This is a genomic window from Pseudomonas sp. DR 5-09 (assembly GCF_001655595.1).
Taxonomy (GTDB): Bacteria; Pseudomonadota; Gammaproteobacteria; order Pseudomonadales; family Pseudomonadaceae; genus Aquipseudomonas; species Aquipseudomonas pharyngis.
Genome location: NZ_CP011566.1, coordinates 6,143,231 through 6,157,818, shown reverse-complemented (window position 1 = coordinate 6,157,818; position 14,588 = coordinate 6,143,231). Strand labels below are relative to the sequence as shown.

14 protein-coding genes are annotated in these 14,588 nt (G+C 62.0%); 7 read left to right on the top strand and 7 right to left on the bottom strand.

The window, feature by feature from the left end:
- The first annotated feature begins 23 nt into the window (after positions 1-23).
- The 3 genes from PDR5_RS27790 to PDR5_RS27780 all read left to right on the top strand — a co-directional run bounded on the left by PDR5_RS27790 (position 24) and on the right by PDR5_RS27780 (position 3,262).
- A complete protein-coding gene (locus PDR5_RS27790; protein ID WP_064600318.1) occupies positions 24-1,934 on the top strand; it encodes an ATP-binding cassette domain-containing protein in 1,911 nt (636 codons plus the stop codon).
- Complete coding sequence (locus tag PDR5_RS27785; RefSeq protein WP_039765304.1) at positions 1,934-2,515, top strand: mechanosensitive ion channel family protein; 582 nt, start codon at positions 1,934-1,936, stop codon at positions 2,513-2,515. The genes PDR5_RS27790 and PDR5_RS27785 overlap by 1 nt, the downstream gene beginning before the upstream one ends.
- A gap of 114 nt (positions 2,516-2,629) precedes the next feature.
- Entirely contained in the window at positions 2,630-3,262 is a 633-nt protein-coding gene (locus tag PDR5_RS27780) for a LysE family transporter (RefSeq protein WP_064600316.1), read from the top strand.
- A gap of 61 nt (positions 3,263-3,323) precedes the next feature.
- Here the strand turns inward: PDR5_RS27780 and PDR5_RS27775 are convergent, their stop codons facing one another.
- The 5 genes from PDR5_RS27775 to PDR5_RS27755 form a co-directional block, all read right to left on the bottom strand.
- On the bottom strand, positions 3,324-4,067 hold the full coding sequence (locus tag PDR5_RS27775) for a hypothetical protein (protein ID WP_064600314.1): 744 nt from the start codon (positions 4,065-4,067) through the stop codon (positions 3,324-3,326).
- A 3-nt stretch (positions 4,068-4,070) separates the two neighbouring features.
- Positions 4,071-4,658, bottom strand: a complete 588-nt coding sequence (gene lpoB / locus PDR5_RS27770; RefSeq protein ID WP_007951848.1) for a penicillin-binding protein activator LpoB — start codon at positions 4,656-4,658, stop codon at positions 4,071-4,073.
- 36 nt (positions 4,659-4,694) lie between these two features.
- Positions 4,695-5,069, bottom strand: coding sequence for a YcfL family protein (locus PDR5_RS27765; RefSeq protein WP_011336502.1), 375 nt, complete (start codon positions 5,067-5,069; stop codon positions 4,695-4,697).
- Positions 5,070-5,084: 15 nt separating this feature from the next.
- The gene (locus tag PDR5_RS27760) at positions 5,085-6,479 is read right to left on the bottom strand and encodes a COG3014 family protein (RefSeq protein ID WP_064600313.1); all 1,395 of its coding nucleotides are present in this window, start codon (positions 6,477-6,479) and stop codon (positions 5,085-5,087) included.
- Between the two features lie 203 nt (positions 6,480-6,682).
- Entirely contained in the window at positions 6,683-8,056 is a 1,374-nt protein-coding gene (locus PDR5_RS27755; RefSeq protein WP_064600311.1) for a COG3014 family protein, read from the bottom strand.
- A 151-nt stretch (positions 8,057-8,207) separates the two neighbouring features.
- On the opposite strand from PDR5_RS27755, the gene PDR5_RS27750 reads away from it, so the two are divergent.
- Positions 8,208-10,103 (top strand): FTR1 family protein, encoded by a 1,896-nt coding sequence (locus PDR5_RS27750; RefSeq protein WP_064600309.1) that lies wholly within the window; start codon positions 8,208-8,210, stop codon positions 10,101-10,103.
- 4 nt (positions 10,104-10,107) lie between these two features.
- Positions 10,108-10,563 (top strand): YaiI/YqxD family protein, encoded by a 456-nt coding sequence (locus PDR5_RS27745; protein WP_064600974.1) that lies wholly within the window; start codon positions 10,108-10,110, stop codon positions 10,561-10,563.
- A 130-nt stretch (positions 10,564-10,693) separates the two neighbouring features.
- Here the strand turns inward: PDR5_RS27745 and elbB are convergent, their stop codons facing one another.
- A complete protein-coding gene (elbB, locus tag PDR5_RS27740; RefSeq protein WP_064600307.1) occupies positions 10,694-11,362 on the bottom strand; it encodes an isoprenoid biosynthesis glyoxalase ElbB in 669 nt (222 codons plus the stop codon).
- A 115-nt stretch (positions 11,363-11,477) separates the two neighbouring features.
- Between elbB and PDR5_RS27735 the strand changes: the two genes are divergently transcribed.
- Positions 11,478-12,713, top strand: coding sequence for a sterol desaturase family protein (locus PDR5_RS27735; protein ID WP_064600305.1), 1,236 nt, complete (start codon positions 11,478-11,480; stop codon positions 12,711-12,713).
- On the opposite strand, the gene PDR5_RS27730 is transcribed toward PDR5_RS27735, so the two are convergent.
- On the bottom strand, positions 12,694-13,350 hold the full coding sequence (locus PDR5_RS27730) for a DedA family protein (RefSeq protein WP_064600303.1): 657 nt from the start codon (positions 13,348-13,350) through the stop codon (positions 12,694-12,696). The genes PDR5_RS27735 and PDR5_RS27730 overlap by 20 nt on opposite strands.
- Before the next feature lie 207 nt (positions 13,351-13,557).
- Here PDR5_RS27730 and hemB point away from each other — a divergent pair, with 207 nt between their 5' ends.
- The gene (gene hemB, locus PDR5_RS27725) at positions 13,558-14,571 is read left to right on the top strand and encodes a porphobilinogen synthase (protein ID WP_064600301.1); all 1,014 of its coding nucleotides are present in this window, start codon (positions 13,558-13,560) and stop codon (positions 14,569-14,571) included.
- Positions 14,572-14,588 lie beyond the last annotated feature (17 nt).

The following is a 14,588-nucleotide window of genomic DNA, read 5'->3' as shown; positions in this document are numbered from 1 at the left end:
AGCTGGTAGACTCCGCCGCCATTATGATCCGACTTCAGAACCTGACTTTACAGCGTGGCCCGCAACGTCTGCTAGAAGACGCCGAGCTGACCCTGCACGCCGGCCACAAAGCCGGCCTCATCGGTGCCAACGGCGCCGGCAAATCCAGCCTGTTCGCCTTGCTCCGCGGTGAGCTGCACCCGGACTCGGGCGACTGCCTGCTGCCGGCCGACTGGCGTATCGCCCACATGCGCCAGGAGGTCGACACGCTCGAGCGCCTGGCGGTCGACTATGTGCTCGACGGTGACCTGCGCCTGCGCGAAGTGCAGCGCGAGCTCGCGGCAGCCGAAGAGGCCCACGACGGCACCGCGCTGGCCCGCCTGCACGCCGAGCTCGACAGCGCCGACGGCTACACCGCCGATGCGCGGGCGCGCAAGTTGCTCGCCGGCCTCGGTTTCACCAACGAGCAGATGGATCGTCAGGTAGGAGATTTCTCCGGTGGCTGGCGGATGCGTCTGAACCTTGCGCAGGCTTTGATGTGCCCATCGGACCTGTTGCTGCTCGACGAGCCGACCAACCACTTGGACCTCGACGCCATCATCTGGCTCGAAGAGTGGCTGAAAAGTTACCCCGGCACCTTGCTGCTGATTTCCCACGACCGCGATTTCCTCGATGAAGTCGTCGATCACGTGGCCCACGTCGATCAGCGCAAGCTGACGCTCTACCGTGGCGGCTACACCGCGTTCGAACGCGCCCGTGCCGAGCGTCTGGCCCAGCAGCAACAGGCCTACGAGAAGCAGCAGGCGCAGCGTGCGCACATGGAAAGCTACATCGCCCGGTTCAAGGCTCAAGCCACCAAGGCCCGTCAGGCCCAGAGCCGGATCAAGGCGCTGGAGCGCATGGAAGAGCTGTCGGCGGCCCACGTCGATTCGCCGTTCGACTTCGTGTTCCGCGAGTCGACCAAGATCTCCAGCCCGCTGATCGACCTGTCCGATGCGCGCCTGGGGTACGGCGAGAAAACCGTGCTGGAGAAGGTCAAGCTGCAACTGACCCCCGGCGCGCGGATCGGCTTGCTCGGCCCCAACGGCGCGGGCAAGTCGACCCTGATCAAGAACCTTGCCGGCGAACTCGAACCACTGGCCGGGCGCCTGACTCGCGGTGAGAACACTGTGGTTGGTTACTTCGCCCAGCATCAGATCGACTCGCTGGATTCCAAGGCCAGCCCGTTGCTGCACTTGCAGCGTCTGGCGCCGACCGAGCGCGAGCAGACCCTGCGCGATTTCCTTGGTGGTTTCGACTTCCGCGGCGCACGGATCGACGAACCGGTGCTGAATTTCTCCGGTGGCGAAAAGGCTCGTCTGGCTTTGGCGCTGATCGCATGGGAACGGCCGAACCTGCTGCTGCTCGACGAACCGACCAACCACCTCGACCTGGAAATGCGCCTGGCGCTGACCATGGCGTTGCAGGAATTCAGCGGCGCGGTGTTGGTGGTTTCCCACGATCGGCATCTGCTCAAGAGCACCACCGACAACTTCTTCCTGGTCGCGGACGGCAAGGTCGAGGAGTTCGATGGCGACCTTGAGGACTACGCCCGTTGGCTGGTCGAATACCGTCAGCGCAACGCCCCGGTCAGCAACACGCCGGTCAACCCGGACAAGACCGACAAGAAGGCCCAGCGCCAGGCCGCCGCTGCGTTGCGTCAGCAACTGGCGCCGCACAAACGCGAAGCCGACAAGCTTGAAGCCGAGCTCGGCAAGCTGCACGAGAAACTGGCGAAGGTCGATGCCAGCCTCGGCGACAGCGACCTCTACGAGCCGGCGCGCAAGAACGAACTGCGTGACCTGCTGGCCGAACAGGCCAAGTTGAAAGTCCGCGAAGGCGAACTTGAAGAAGCATGGATGCAAGCGCTGGAAACGCTGGAAAGCATGCAGGCGGAGCTGGAGGCGTTGTCTTGATGGAAGCTTTCAAACTTCCATTGCCGGCGATGTGGGCCGAGCCGATCTGGCTCGGTGTGCAGATTCTGCTGATCCTGCTGGCCGGTTACTTCGCCCAGCGCGTCGTCGCCCGATTCCTGACTCGCCTGGGGGAGAAGTATCCGTTCCCGCCGCAGTTGCTGATGCCGCTGCGCGGCGGTCTGCGCTGGCTGATCATGGGCAGTGCGCTGATCTTTGTGCTGGAGCGTCTCGGGGTGTCGGCCACGGTGCTCTGGACCGCGCTGTCGGGCTTCGTCGCGGTGGCGGCGGTGGCGTTCTTTGCCATGTGGAGCGTGCTGTCGAACCTACTCTGCGCGATTCTTATCTTCACCGTTGGCCCGTTCCGTCTCGGCGACGTCGTCGAACTGGTGGACACCACCGATAAGCCCGGCGTCAAAGGCCGGGTGGTGGCGATCAATCTGCTCTACACCACGCTGATCGAAGCCGAAGAACTCGGCACCGGCAGCGCCATGGTGCAGGTGCCCAACAGCCTGTTCTTCCAGCGTTCGGTGCGCCGCTGGCGCGGCACGGATGTCTTCCCTTCCAGCGGTTTCGAAAAGTGATTGGGCGCCGGCCACATTGGTCGGCGCCCGCAACATCCTGCAAAAAATCGGTAGTCATCCAGCCAATTCCGCATTAGCTTTGAGGATTGTCACGAGTCCGAGTCGAGGTGTGCGATGGAGCTTCAAACATGGCTGGCGTTTTTTGCCGCCTGCTGGGTGATCAGTCTTTCTCCGGGTGCCGGCGCCATTGCGTCGATGTCCAGCGGTCTGCAATACGGTTTCTGGCGCGGTTACTGGAACGCCCTGGGCCTGCAGATCGGCCTGGCTGTGCAGATTGCCATCGTCGGCGCCGGTGTCGGCGCGATCCTCACCGCTTCGGCCACGGCGTTCCATGCGATCAAATGGTTCGGTGTCGCCTACCTGGTCTATCTCGCGATCAAACAATGGCGCGCACTGCCGATGGACATGAGTGATGACGCGGCGGTTCGGCCGATCGGCAAGCCGCTGGCGCTGGTGTTTCGTGGTTTTCTGGTGAACATCAGCAACCCCAAGGCCCTGGTGTTCATGCTCGCGGTGCTGCCGCAGTTCATCAATCCGCATGCGCCGCTGCTGATCCAGTACGTGGTGATCGGCGTGACCATGATCGCGGTCGACCTGATCGTCATGGCCGGCTACACCGGTCTGGCGTCGAAGGTGTTGCGCCTGTTGCGCACACCGACCCAGCAGCGACGCATGAACCGCACGTTTGCCGGGCTGTTCATTGGCGCTGCGGCGTTCATGGCGACATTGCGCAAAGCGGCGGCATAAAGCGTGCAGCCACAAAAAAAGGCGACCTGAGAAGGTCGCCTTTTTCGTTTCCGGCAGTCGGTCAGTGAAGAATCACTGGCGCCGTATCACGCGGCAGATTGTTGCGCTGCTGCGGTTCGCGCGGCTGCTCGTAACCGCCACCGCCGAGCTGCATGCTCAGCTGTCCGGCCACGTCTTCGCCCAGCGCCTTCGACACGTCACGCACCACCCGTGGGCGGTTCAGCGAGATCTTGATGTCGCGGTGGTTCACCAGTTTGGTGTCCTGCGCTTCGCCCATCGCCGTGAAGGCCGAGGTGATTTCGAAGGTCTTGGTGTTGATCAGGCTGAAATCGGCCACCAGCGTCAGGCCCAGCACGGCGGAATAGCTGTCGGTGTTCGCCAGCTCGTTTACGTCCTGGGTAAAGTCGATGTCCGACACCGTGCCGAACAGCACGTAGTCGGCACCCTTGAAGTTGCCGGCCTTGATCCGCTTGATCACGTCGTAGACGTCACCCTTGGACGACGCCGTGTACGGCGTGCCCTGCACCAGCTGGAACATGCCGGTGCGCAGGATTTCACCCTTGATGTCGCCGGTGAACTTGCGCAGCTCGGTCTGTTCGATGTAGCTGGTGGTGGCTTCGAGCTCGTTGTAGCTCGAAGAACCGCTGGAACTGTAGTAGCCCTCGCGGTAATTGTTCTGGGCCGAAACGATGTGGATGTATTGCTCTACACGTTCCTGATACGCCAGATCCGTCACCGCGACTTTCGGGGCCGCCTGCACGCTGAACGCGCAAGCCAGGGCCATCATGCCAATCCATGTGCGCATCGATTAACGCTCCGTGGTTTTGCGGATCTCTTTCTCGTCCATCCACTCGGCCAGACCGCTTTCAACGTCGATCAGTTGCAGGCTGAATTTGTAGAAGACGTCCTTGTAGTCGCTGCTGCGCTTGACGATCGAGCTGATCGAACCTTCAAGACGGTATTTGGCGGCGATCATGTTGCCGGTCTTGGCCACGGTGCTTTTCTTGTACAGGCCGCTCTGGTTTTGCAGCTTGAGCTGGTCGACCTGGCTCTGCATCGCGGTGTTGTCGCTGGCGAAACGGGCAGTGCCGGACTTCATCAGCTGGGTCTTGATGCTGGTGGTGATTTCGCGGGTGTCGATGTATTCGCTGGTCTTGTTCTTCACGTCGTAGACCTGCACCACAGGGCGACCCTGCAGAATGCCGGACTGGGCCAGGGAACGGGTCATCGACTCGGCGATCATCTGCAGGTCGGTCGAACCGAACTCGTTGGTCACGGTTTCAACGGCCTTGGTGTCGCCGTAGCTGATGTTCTTGCTGCCCAGGGTCGGCGAAGTGTTGGCGCAACCGCTGGCCAGCAGGGCGAGGACGGCGATGAAGGAAAAGCGTGCAAACATGGGAGTGCTCTCTGAATCGGGAATAGGGTGTCGGGCTTAAGGCGTCTTGAGTTCCAGACGGAAGTCCACGGCTTTGGGCGTCGGGGCGATGCCCTGGATGAAGCTGGTCTGGGCGCCGTACATCATCTGGCTCTTCCAGACTTCTTCTTCGGCGATCGGGAAACCTTCAGGCCCGAGCCAGGCGAAGCGGTAGTAGAACGTCTTGTTGCTGTTGAGGGTGTTGCTCAACTGCACGTTGACGGTCATGAAGCCGTTTTCGCGGGCCACGCGCATCGCGCCGACCACGATGTGTTTCTGCGGGCCCATGGCCACGACCTTGCTCGCGGCACTGCCCGGCTCCGGTGGTGGCGGGGTGGCGCAGCCGCTCGCCAGCAGGGCGAGGGCGGCGACGGCGATGAGTTTGAAGCGCATGCAAAGACTCCGTTCTTAAGGTTGTTTGAGGCTGGCCACGGCGGTGGCGCCAGCGCTCGGGGTCACGTGGGCGGCGAGGCCTGCGGCGAACACCTGATTGCCGACGGCGCGCAGGGTGATCACCTGATAACGCTGATCGACGGTGACCTTGACCTGAGAGCCACCGACGGCGCTCGGCAGAGTGACTTGGTGCTCACCTTTCTTCAAGCGCAGACGTACAACCTGAGTCATGTCCGGCAGGGTGCGCCACGTACGGGTATCGGCACCTTCGAGCACAGCTGAAGAAATACCCACCGCCAGGCCCGCCAGCGGGTTGGTTTCGTTGATCTTCTTCTGCGCCACACCTTTGGTGATCGCGCGCACGGTGGTGCGCAGGATGATCCCCGGCATGTCATCGCGCAGGGCGCGGCGGGACATGGCGGTGGTGCTGTTCAGAGCGGTCAGGTCGACCTGCTGGCCATCGACACCGATCTGCGCGAACGTTGCGGTGGAGGTGTCGGGCTTGATGATCGGGAACGACAGCGGAGTAATCACTACGTTGTTGGAGATTGGCAGCGGCAACGGCACGCGGATCGAATCGCGGGCCGGCGCCAGACCGCTTTGCACCACGATCAGAATGTCGCTGTCATCGCTCTTGACCGGTTTGTCGAGGTTGACCAACGCCTGCTCCAGCAGCGGCGTATTCGGGCGCAGTTCGGCAGCCTTGCGATAGCCCGGCGCAGCGAGGTCTTTTTCGCCCAGAGCTTCATAGACGAAACCGGCCAGGTAATGGCTGAACGCACTCTGGTAGCTGTTTTTCAGGCCGACCACTTCCGGCGCGTCGAGGCTGGCGACCGGGTAGCCCTGCAAGTCCTTGTATTCGGTCTTGATGCCTTCCTTCTCGGCTTCCTCTTCGCTCTTGAGGTATTCCTTGTCGCGCAGGTCGGCGATCACCGCTTCACGTTCGTGAGTCTTCTTGATCGCGGTGCGGGCGCCGTCGAAGTCGTTGACCGCCAGCAGGTTCAGGGCCATCTGCGTAGTCAGCATGACTTTTTCGTAGTCGTAGCCTTCGTAGCGGCGCACCTTGTCGTTGACCAGGAAACTGCCGAACTGGGCCAGGTACTTGTCGGTGTCGAGTTTGACCGAGTCTTCCCACTTGCCCACCACCTGGTCGGCGCTGGTCCAGGCATTCTGGCTGCCGGACAGATCGCCCTTGGCGCGCAGCAGTTCACCTTTCTCGAAGTAATAGAGCAGGTCTTTGTCCGGGCCGGTGTTGTTCTTTTCCAGCAGGGTCAGGGCGGCGTCGACGTTGCCGGTGGCCAGTTGCTGGTTGGTCTGGGCCAGTTCGGAATCGTAGTTGCGAAACGCCGAACAGCCGGACAGCAGGGTGACAGCGCTGAGCGCAATCAGAGTGGGAGCGCGGAATGCCATGGGGTTACTTCTTCCATGAGTAGCGACAGCCTCGGGTGCGGGTCGGGCTGCTGGGACCGATCGGCAGTGGCACTGGCCTCCTGCCAATTCCTCATAAAAAGAGGAGCTTTAATGCCGCAACGCGATAGCGCGGGCGCGGCATTATAAGCGGGCGATGCTGGCTATGTAATAGCTTTTTAATTGCACTGGTTGGTTGGGTGCCATTACTTATCCGGCAGTCTGGCATTGCCGATTACGTTGGCGACATCTCTCAGAACTCGCAGGTTGACCAATTGGTGATCGCGATCGATGCGCAGGGTGACCGATGACGCTCCGGGTGCATTGGGCGCATTGAATTGGTGATCGCCTTTCTTCAGCCGTATGCGCGCCACCAATGTCTTGTCGGGGAGCGTGCGCCACGTTCGGGTGTCGGCCTCCTCAAAGGGGTCGTGCTCGGTGACGACCAGCGAGGCCTTGGCCGGATTGCGTTCGTTTTCCTGAGCCTGCGAGATGGCGGCCATGTTGGCGCGGAACATTGCCCGGGAAATGATCGCCGGCATGTCATCGCGCAGCGTACGAAACGCCATGTCGGTGACGCTGTTGATCACGGTCAGCGGGCGTTTGCGGCCATCCACCAGGATGTGGTCGAACGCTGGTGTGACGGTGTCCGGCACCAGGATGGGAAACGAGATCGGCGCGGTAATGACCAGATTTTCATTGAGCCGCACCGGGATCGGCACCGTTACCGAGCTGCGGGCCGGCGCCAGACCGCTCTGGACGACGATCAGAACATCGCTTTCATCATCCTTGGCCGGCGGATTGTCGAGATTGCGCAACGCCTGTTCGAGGAAGGGCGTGTTCGGGCGCAACTCGATTGCCTGGCGATAACCCGGTGCGGCCAGATCCCGTTCACCCAGCGCTTCATAGGTGAACCCGGCCAGGTAATGGCTGAAAGCACTCTGGTAGCCGTTCTTCAGTTCGATAACCGCTGGCGCGTCCAGGGTGGTGACGGGATAGCCCCGCAGATCCTTGTATTGCACGACGATGCCTTGAGCTTTGGCCTGTTCCTCGAGCTCTTCATACTGGCGCTCCCGCTGGCGGGCGATCAGTGCTTCACGTTCGTGGGTCTTCTTGATGTCTGCCCGGGCGCCGTCGAAATCGCTTTCGCCCAATTGGTTGAGGGCCATCTGTGTGGTCAGCATGACTTTTTCGTAGTCATAGCCTTCGTAGCGGCTGAGCTTGTCGTTGACCAGCAGGGTGCCCATTTCATAGGCAAACCGGTTGAGCAGCTTCATGGGGGCGGAAGGCACGGCTTCTTCGCGCTGGAACACCATCCGGTCTGCGCTGCGCCAGGCTTTCTGGCTCTGCGGGCGGGCGTTGGCGAAGCTGAGAATCGAACCCTTCTCGAAGTAGTAGAGCAGGTCCTTGTCTTCCCACGGGTTGTGCCACTCCAGCACATCCAGGGCACCCTGATAGTCGCCGAGCATCAGCCGGTCGTTGGTTTGCTGCATTTCCAGGTCGTAATTGCGGTAAGCCGCGCAGCCGCTCAGTTGCAGGATCGTGCTGATTAATACCGGGAGTAGCAGGCGTTGGCGCATGGAGTGCAGCTCTTCCTGGAGCAGAGAGGCGAAAGGTGAAGGATTATAGGGGTGGGCGGTGGCCATGTGCCGGGTATTGGAGAGAAAGCTTGAGGGAATCGCGCTCGAAGTGAACAATATGTAACTTCGCATTTCCACTTGAGACTCATTCATGACTGCCGCGTCCCGATTTCTGGCCTGGCTGGTGTTCCCGCTGTGCGCCCTGAGCAGCTTCAATCTGCTGGCCGACACCGTGGAAGGCGCGCCGCAAGCGTTGCACCTGCTTGATTACATCAGCGCCGATTACCCGCCGACGGTAGCGGCAGGCAAGGTCATCGACGATGGCGAATACCGCGAGCAACTGGAATTCACCCAGGTGCTGCAGGGGCTGATCGCCGGCCTGCCGGCCAAACCGGAGAAAGCGGCGCTGGAACAGGGCGTCAGCGCCTTGCACGCCGCGATCACGGCGAAACAGGACGGTGCGGACGTGGCCCGTCAGGCCCGACAACTGGGGGCGAAACTGGCGGTGGCTTATGAAGTCAGCCAGGCCCCGATCATCACGCCTGATCCGACCCGTGGTGCGCCGCTCTACGCGCAAAACTGCTCGGTGTGCCACGGCGACGCGGGTGCCGGCGACGGCCCGGCAGGTCTCGGTATGACGCCGGCGCCGGCCAATCTGCGCGATGCTGCGCGGATGGATCACCTGAGCCTGTATGCGATCTACAGCACCCTCGGCCAGGGCGTCGAAGGCACTGACATGCCAGCCTTTGCCGATCAACTGGACGACCGTCAGCGCTGGGATCTGGCGACCTATATCGCGCAGTTCAGCGCCGATCCGGCCACGGCCAAAGCCGACAAGACCTACAACATTGCCGATCTGGCCCGCCAGACCCCGGCCGAGGTGCAGGCTGCCGAGGGCGCTGAAGCCGCCGCGATCTTCCGTGTGCAACGGGCGCAGCCGCCACAGGTCAAGCGCGGCCCGGCGCAGTTGCTCGACTACACCGCCGCGACCCTGGACAAGAGCCTGGCGGCCTACCGTGCCGGTGAACACAATCAGGCTTACGACCTGTCGGTGGCGGCGTATCTGGAAGGCTTCGAACTGGTGGAAAGCTCGCTGGACAACGTCGACGCCAACGTGCGCAAGGACACCGAAAAATCCCTGATGGCCTATCGGCAATCGCTGCAGGACGGCTTGCCGGTGGAGCAGGCCGAACAGCGTCTCGATGCGGCCAAGGCCAAACTCAAGGAGTCTGCCGGCCTGTTGGGCAGCGATGGATTGAGCTGGTCGCTGAGCTACATTTCCGGTCTGCTGATTCTGCTGCGCGAAGGTCTGGAAGCGATTCTGGTGCTGGCGGCGATCCTCGCGTTCCTGCGCAACACCGGCCAGCAATCGGCGGTGCGCAGCGTCAACGTCGGCTGGGGGCTCGCGCTGCTGGCCGGCCTCGGCACCTGGGCGCTGGCGGCGTATGTGATCGATGTCAGCGGCTCCCAGCGTGAACTGCTCGAAGGCGCCACGGCGCTGTTCGCCAGCGTCATGGTGTTGTGGCTCGGGGTGTGGATGCACGACCGTCGCCACGCGGCAGCCTGGCAGGACTACATCAAGCAGAGTCTGGTTGGCGGAGGCGGCCGTTTCGGTTTCGCGATCCTGGCGTTCTTCTCGGTGTACCGCGAGCTGTTCGAAGTGATCCTGTTCTACGAAACCCTGTGGCTGCAGGCCGGTCCTGCCGGGCACAACGCGGTGTTGGCGGGCGGTGCGACGGCGCTGGTGCTGCTGTTCGGTCTGGCGTGGGTGATCCTGCGCGGTTCGGCGAAACTGCCGCTGGCGCTGTTCTTCAGCATCAACGCCGCGCTGCTCTGCGCGTTGTCGGTGGTGTTCGCCGGTCACGGCGTGAAGGCGCTGCAGGAAGCCGGGATCTTTGGCACCCGGCCGGTGGCGTTCTTCGATTTCGACTGGCTGGGGATTCATGCCGACGCCTATTCGCTGACGGCGCAGGCCGTGGCGATCGCGGCGATCATCGTGCTGTATGGCCGCAGTTGGGTGGCTGAAAAGCGCCGCATGGCGGCTTGAGATGATGCGCGTATGGATCGATGCCGACGCCTGCCCGAAGATGGCCAAGGAGTTGGTGGTGAAGTTCGCCCTCAAACGCCGCTTCGAAGTGGTGCTGGTGGCGGGGCAGCCGCAGAGCAAGCCGGCGCTGGCGCTCGTCAAGCTGATCGTGGTGCCGAGCGGCCCGGATGCGGCGGATGATTATCTGGTGGAGCATGCGGTGCCGGGTGAACTGGTGATCTGCAGCGACATTCCACTGGCCGACCGGCTGGTGAAGAAGGGCGTTGCAGCGCTGGACCCGCGCGGCAAGGAGTTCGACGCGCAGAACATGGGTGAGCGGCTGGCGACACGCAACCTGTTCACCGACCTGCGTGAGCAAGGCCAGGTCACTGGCGGCCCGGCGCCGTTCGGTGACCGCGAGAAGCAGGCGTTCGCCAATGCGCTGGACCGGATCCTCACCAGGCTCGCCCGCAAAACCTGAACATTACACAAATCCTCTGTGGGAGCGGGCTTGCTCGCGAAGGCGGTGTGTCATTCAACGAATAGTTGTCTGACCTGACGTCTTCGCGAGCAAGCCCGCTCCCACATTGGGTGTGTATTCGACCAAGAGATCAGGCGTCGTTTTCGTGGGTCAGCTCTAGCACCCGATCCACCAGCTTGTTGATCCCCGAAGCCGCCTCACTGATCGACTGCGCCAGCATGTAAGCCGGAGTGGTCACCAGTTTGCGCGTCTTGTCTTCAATAATGTCGGTCACCGCGCAGTCTTCGTGGTTGGCGCCCATCTTGTTCATGGCGGCGGCCGTGTCGGCGTCGTTGCCGATGGTGCAGGTCACGCCCGGGCCGTAGATCTTCGCGGCCAGCGCCGGCGAAATGCAGATCAGGCCCACCGGTTTGCCCGCTTCGGCAAAGGCTTCGGCTAGCGCCAGTACTTGCGGCTGCACGGTGCAGCCGGCGCCTTCGATGGCGAAGTTCGACAGGTTCTTCGCCGCACCGAAACCGCCTGGCACGATCAGCGCATCGAAGTCCTCGACATCGGCCTCACGCAGATCCTTGACGTTGCCCCGGGCGATGCGAGCCGATTCCACCAGCACGTTGCGCGACTCGGGCATTTCTTCGCCGGTCAGGTGATTGATCACATGCAATTGCGCGATGTTCGGGGCGAAACACTGCACCTGGGCGCCGCGCTGGTCGAGGCGCAACAGGGTGATGACGCTTTCGTAGATCTCGGCGCCGTCGTAAACGCCGCAACCGGACAGGATCACTGCAACTTTTTTGCTCATGGGTTTCTCTCCAGATTCATGGCGCTAAATGTCCTCTAATTTGTCGTTCGTTGCCATAGGATCAAGCCGCGGCTACACCTAGGATCTGAGCTACAGCTTCCGACCAGGGCGCGTCATGAACTTCATCCTGTATGCGGTACCGTTTTTCTTCGTGTTGATTGCGGCGGAGCTCATCGCCGACCGCTGGCGCGGGGTGAGCAACTATCGCCTGGCCGATGCGGTGAACAGCATCAGCACTGGGGTGTTGTCGACCACCACCGGCCTGTTGACCAAGGGTGTGGGCCTGGTGACCTATGGGTTTGCCCTGGAGCATCTGGCGCTGGTCAGGTTGTCTGCGGACAGCGTCTGGGTCTGGGTGTTTGCCTTTGTCTTCTATGACTTCTGCTATTACTGGCTGCATCGCATGGGCCATGAACGGAACATCCTCTGGGCGGCGCATTCGGTGCATCACCAGAGCGAGGACTACAACCTTTCCACGGCCTTGCGCCAGACCAGCACCGGGTTCCTGCTGAGCTGGATCTTCTACCTGCCGATGGCCGTGCTCGGGGTGCCGCTGCTGGTGTTCGTCAGCGTTGCGGCGCTGAATCTGCTGTATCAGTTCTGGGTCCATACCCGGCACATTCCCAAGCTCAGCTGGTTCGAGTGGTGCTTCGTCACGCCGTCCAACCATCGGGCCCACCATGCACAGAACGCTCTCTACATGGATCGCAACTACGGCGGGGTGTTCATTATTTGGGACCGACTGTTCGGCTCCTTCCAGGAGGAGGACGACAACGAGCCGGTGATTTTCGGCGTGACCACGCCGCTGGCGAGCTGGAATCCGTTGTGGGCCAACCTGCAGTTTTACGCGCAGCTATGGGATGACGCGCGCCGGGCGGAACGCGTGTGGGACAAGATCAGGATCTGGTTCATGCGCACCGGCTGGCGTCCGGCGGACGTCGCGGCGAAGTACCCGATGAACAAGCCGGATCTGAGTCAGTTCCGCAAATTCGAAGTGCCGCTGGACAGTCGTCAGCAGTGGTACGTGGGGTTGCAGTTTGGCGTCTATGTGGCGCTGGGCAGTTATCTGATGAATCTGGAACACAGTCTGCCCACCGGAGCATTGCTGCTCGGCTGGGGCGCGGTGGCGTTCGGTTTGTTCGTGTTGGGCGTAGCCCTGGAGAATCGCCCGTGGGCGGGCAAGCTGGAAGTGTTGCGGCTGGCTTCGAACCTGCCGCTGGTGTGGCTGGCGCCGCTGGTCGGACTCTGGCCGGCCAGCCCGGGGATATGGGTCGGCCTGCTCAGTTACAGCCTGCTCAGCGGCATCGGGCTGTATTGCTGTCGCCAGCGACTTACTCGGCTGGCGTCTTAGGGTCGGCAGCCTTGGCCATTTCGGCTTTGTGCCGTTCGGCCTTGGCCAGCAGCTCGGCCTGTTCTTGCTCGTAAACCTTTTTCGCCAGCCGGGCATTCTTGAACCGGCGGCGCAGCCATAGGCCCAGGCCGAGCACCAGCAGAGCGCCCAGCACCCACAACTCATACTTCTTGATGCTGCCGAGCATGCCTTCGAGCACGGCACCGAAGTGGTAAGCAGCGGCGGCCAGGGCGGTGGCCCAGATCGCGGCGCCGATACCGTTGAGCAGCAGATAACGTCCCGGCGGATAGCCCGAGAGGCCGATTGCCACCGGCATCACCGTGCGCAGTCCGTACACGAAGCGAAAGCTCAGGACCCAGATGTCCGGGTGCTTGCGGATGTGTTCCAGCGCGCGGTCGCCCATCATCTGCCAGCGCGGTTTGCGCGCCAGCAGCTTGCGCCCGTGCTTGCGGCCCAGGAAGTACCACAGCTGATCGCCGGCATAGCTGCCGAAGAACGCCACGACCACCACCAGTTTGATGTCCATGTATTCACGGAACGCGAGGAAGCCCGCGAGCACCAGGATGGTTTCGCCTTCGAAGAACGTCCCGAGAAACAGGGCAAAGTAGCCGAAGTCATGCAGAAATTGTTGGAGCATTGTCTGGGTGCTGGCGAAATGAACGCGCAGCCTAACCCTTCGGACACATTCAGGAAAGTGTCGAAATGTGTCTCGACGTGAACATTTCCTACGCTGAGAATGGAATGCGGCTACACGTCACAGGTCTCACACAACTGTCATCTGTTCGTCATAATGGCCGTCTATAACTGTCACGCTCGCCCGTTTGCGCGGGCTCAGGAGTCTGCCGTGAGCTTTACCCCAGCCAACCGTCTGTTCCCTGCCACCCGCCTGCGTCGCAATCGCCGTGATGATTTTTCCCGGCGGCTGGTGCGTGAGAATGTGCTGACGGTCGATGACCTGATCCTGCCGGTGTTCGTCCTCGACGGTGAAAACCGCCGCGAAGCCGTGGCCTCGATGCCGGGTGTCGAGCGCCTGACCATCGACCTGCTGCTTGAAGAAGCCGCCACATGGGTCGAGCTGGGGATTCCGGCGCTGGCGCTGTTCCCGGTCACCCCGCCTGAACTCAAATCCCTCGATGCCGCCGAAGCCTGGAATCCCGAAGGTATCGCGCAGCGCGCTACTCGCGCCCTGCGTGACCGGTTCCCGGAACTGGGCGTTATCACTGACGTCGCCCTCGACCCGTTCACCACTCACGGTCAGGACGGCATTCTCGATGAAGAAGGCTACGTGCAGAACGACATCACCGTCGATGCACTGGTCAAGCAAGCCTTGTCCCATGCTGCTGCGGGCGCCCAGGTGGTTGCCCCGTCGGACATGATGGACGGCCGCATTCAGGCCATCCGCGAAGCGCTGGAGCTGGCCGGTCACGTCAACGTGCGGATCATGGCCTACTCGGCCAAGTACGCCAGTGCCTATTACGGCCCGTTCCGCGATGCGGTGGGTTCGGCCGCGAACCTGGGCAAGGCGAACAAGGCCTCCTATCAGATGGACCCGGCCAACAGCGATGAAGCCCTGCACGAAGTGGGCGCGGACTTGTCTGAAGGCGCGGACATGGTCATGGTCAAACCCGGCATGCCGTACCTGGACATTTTGTTCCGGGTAAAAGATGCCTTCAAAGTGCCGACCTTCGTCTATCAGGTCAGCGGCGAATACGCCATGCACATGGCGGCGATCCAGAATGGCTGGTTGAGCGAAGGCGTGATCCTCGAATCCCTGACCGCCTTTAAACGTGCCGGCGCTGATGGCATCCTGACTTACTTTGCTGTCCGTGCCGCTCAATTGTTACGAGAGCAGAAATAGCCCTCCCAGGAACATTC

Excerpts from the sequence above, each read along its gene's own strand:
- PDR5_RS27730 (WP_064600303.1), bottom strand. The coding sequence starts at position 13,350 with ATGCTCCAACAATTTCTGCATGACTTCGGCTACTTTGCCCTGTTTCTC.
- PDR5_RS27745 (WP_064600974.1), top strand. The coding sequence starts at position 10,108 with ATGCGCGTATGGATCGATGCCGACGCCTGCCCGAAGATGGCCAAGGAG.
- PDR5_RS27765 (WP_011336502.1), bottom strand. The coding sequence starts at position 5,069 with ATGCGCTTCAAACTCATCGCCGTCGCCGCCCTCGCCCTGCTGGCGAGC.
- PDR5_RS27735 (WP_064600305.1), top strand. The coding sequence starts at position 11,478 with ATGAACTTCATCCTGTATGCGGTACCGTTTTTCTTCGTGTTGATTGCG.
- PDR5_RS27760 (WP_064600313.1), bottom strand. The coding sequence starts at position 6,479 with ATGGCATTCCGCGCTCCCACTCTGATTGCGCTCAGCGCTGTCACCCTG.
- PDR5_RS27750 (WP_064600309.1), top strand. The coding sequence starts at position 8,208 with ATGACTGCCGCGTCCCGATTTCTGGCCTGGCTGGTGTTCCCGCTGTGC.
- PDR5_RS27780 (WP_064600316.1), top strand. The coding sequence starts at position 2,630 with ATGGAGCTTCAAACATGGCTGGCGTTTTTTGCCGCCTGCTGGGTGATC.
- PDR5_RS27755 (WP_064600311.1), bottom strand. The coding sequence starts at position 8,056 with ATGCGCCAACGCCTGCTACTCCCGGTATTAATCAGCACGATCCTGCAA.
- PDR5_RS27785 (WP_039765304.1), top strand. The coding sequence starts at position 1,934 with ATGGAAGCTTTCAAACTTCCATTGCCGGCGATGTGGGCCGAGCCGATC.
- lpoB (WP_007951848.1), bottom strand. The coding sequence starts at position 4,658 with ATGTTTGCACGCTTTTCCTTCATCGCCGTCCTCGCCCTGCTGGCCAGC.
- elbB (WP_064600307.1), bottom strand. The coding sequence starts at position 11,362 with ATGAGCAAAAAAGTTGCAGTGATCCTGTCCGGTTGCGGCGTTTACGAC.
- PDR5_RS27775 (WP_064600314.1), bottom strand. The coding sequence starts at position 4,067 with ATGCGCACATGGATTGGCATGATGGCCCTGGCTTGCGCGTTCAGCGTG.
- PDR5_RS27790 (WP_064600318.1), top strand. The coding sequence starts at position 24 with ATGATCCGACTTCAGAACCTGACTTTACAGCGTGGCCCGCAACGTCTG.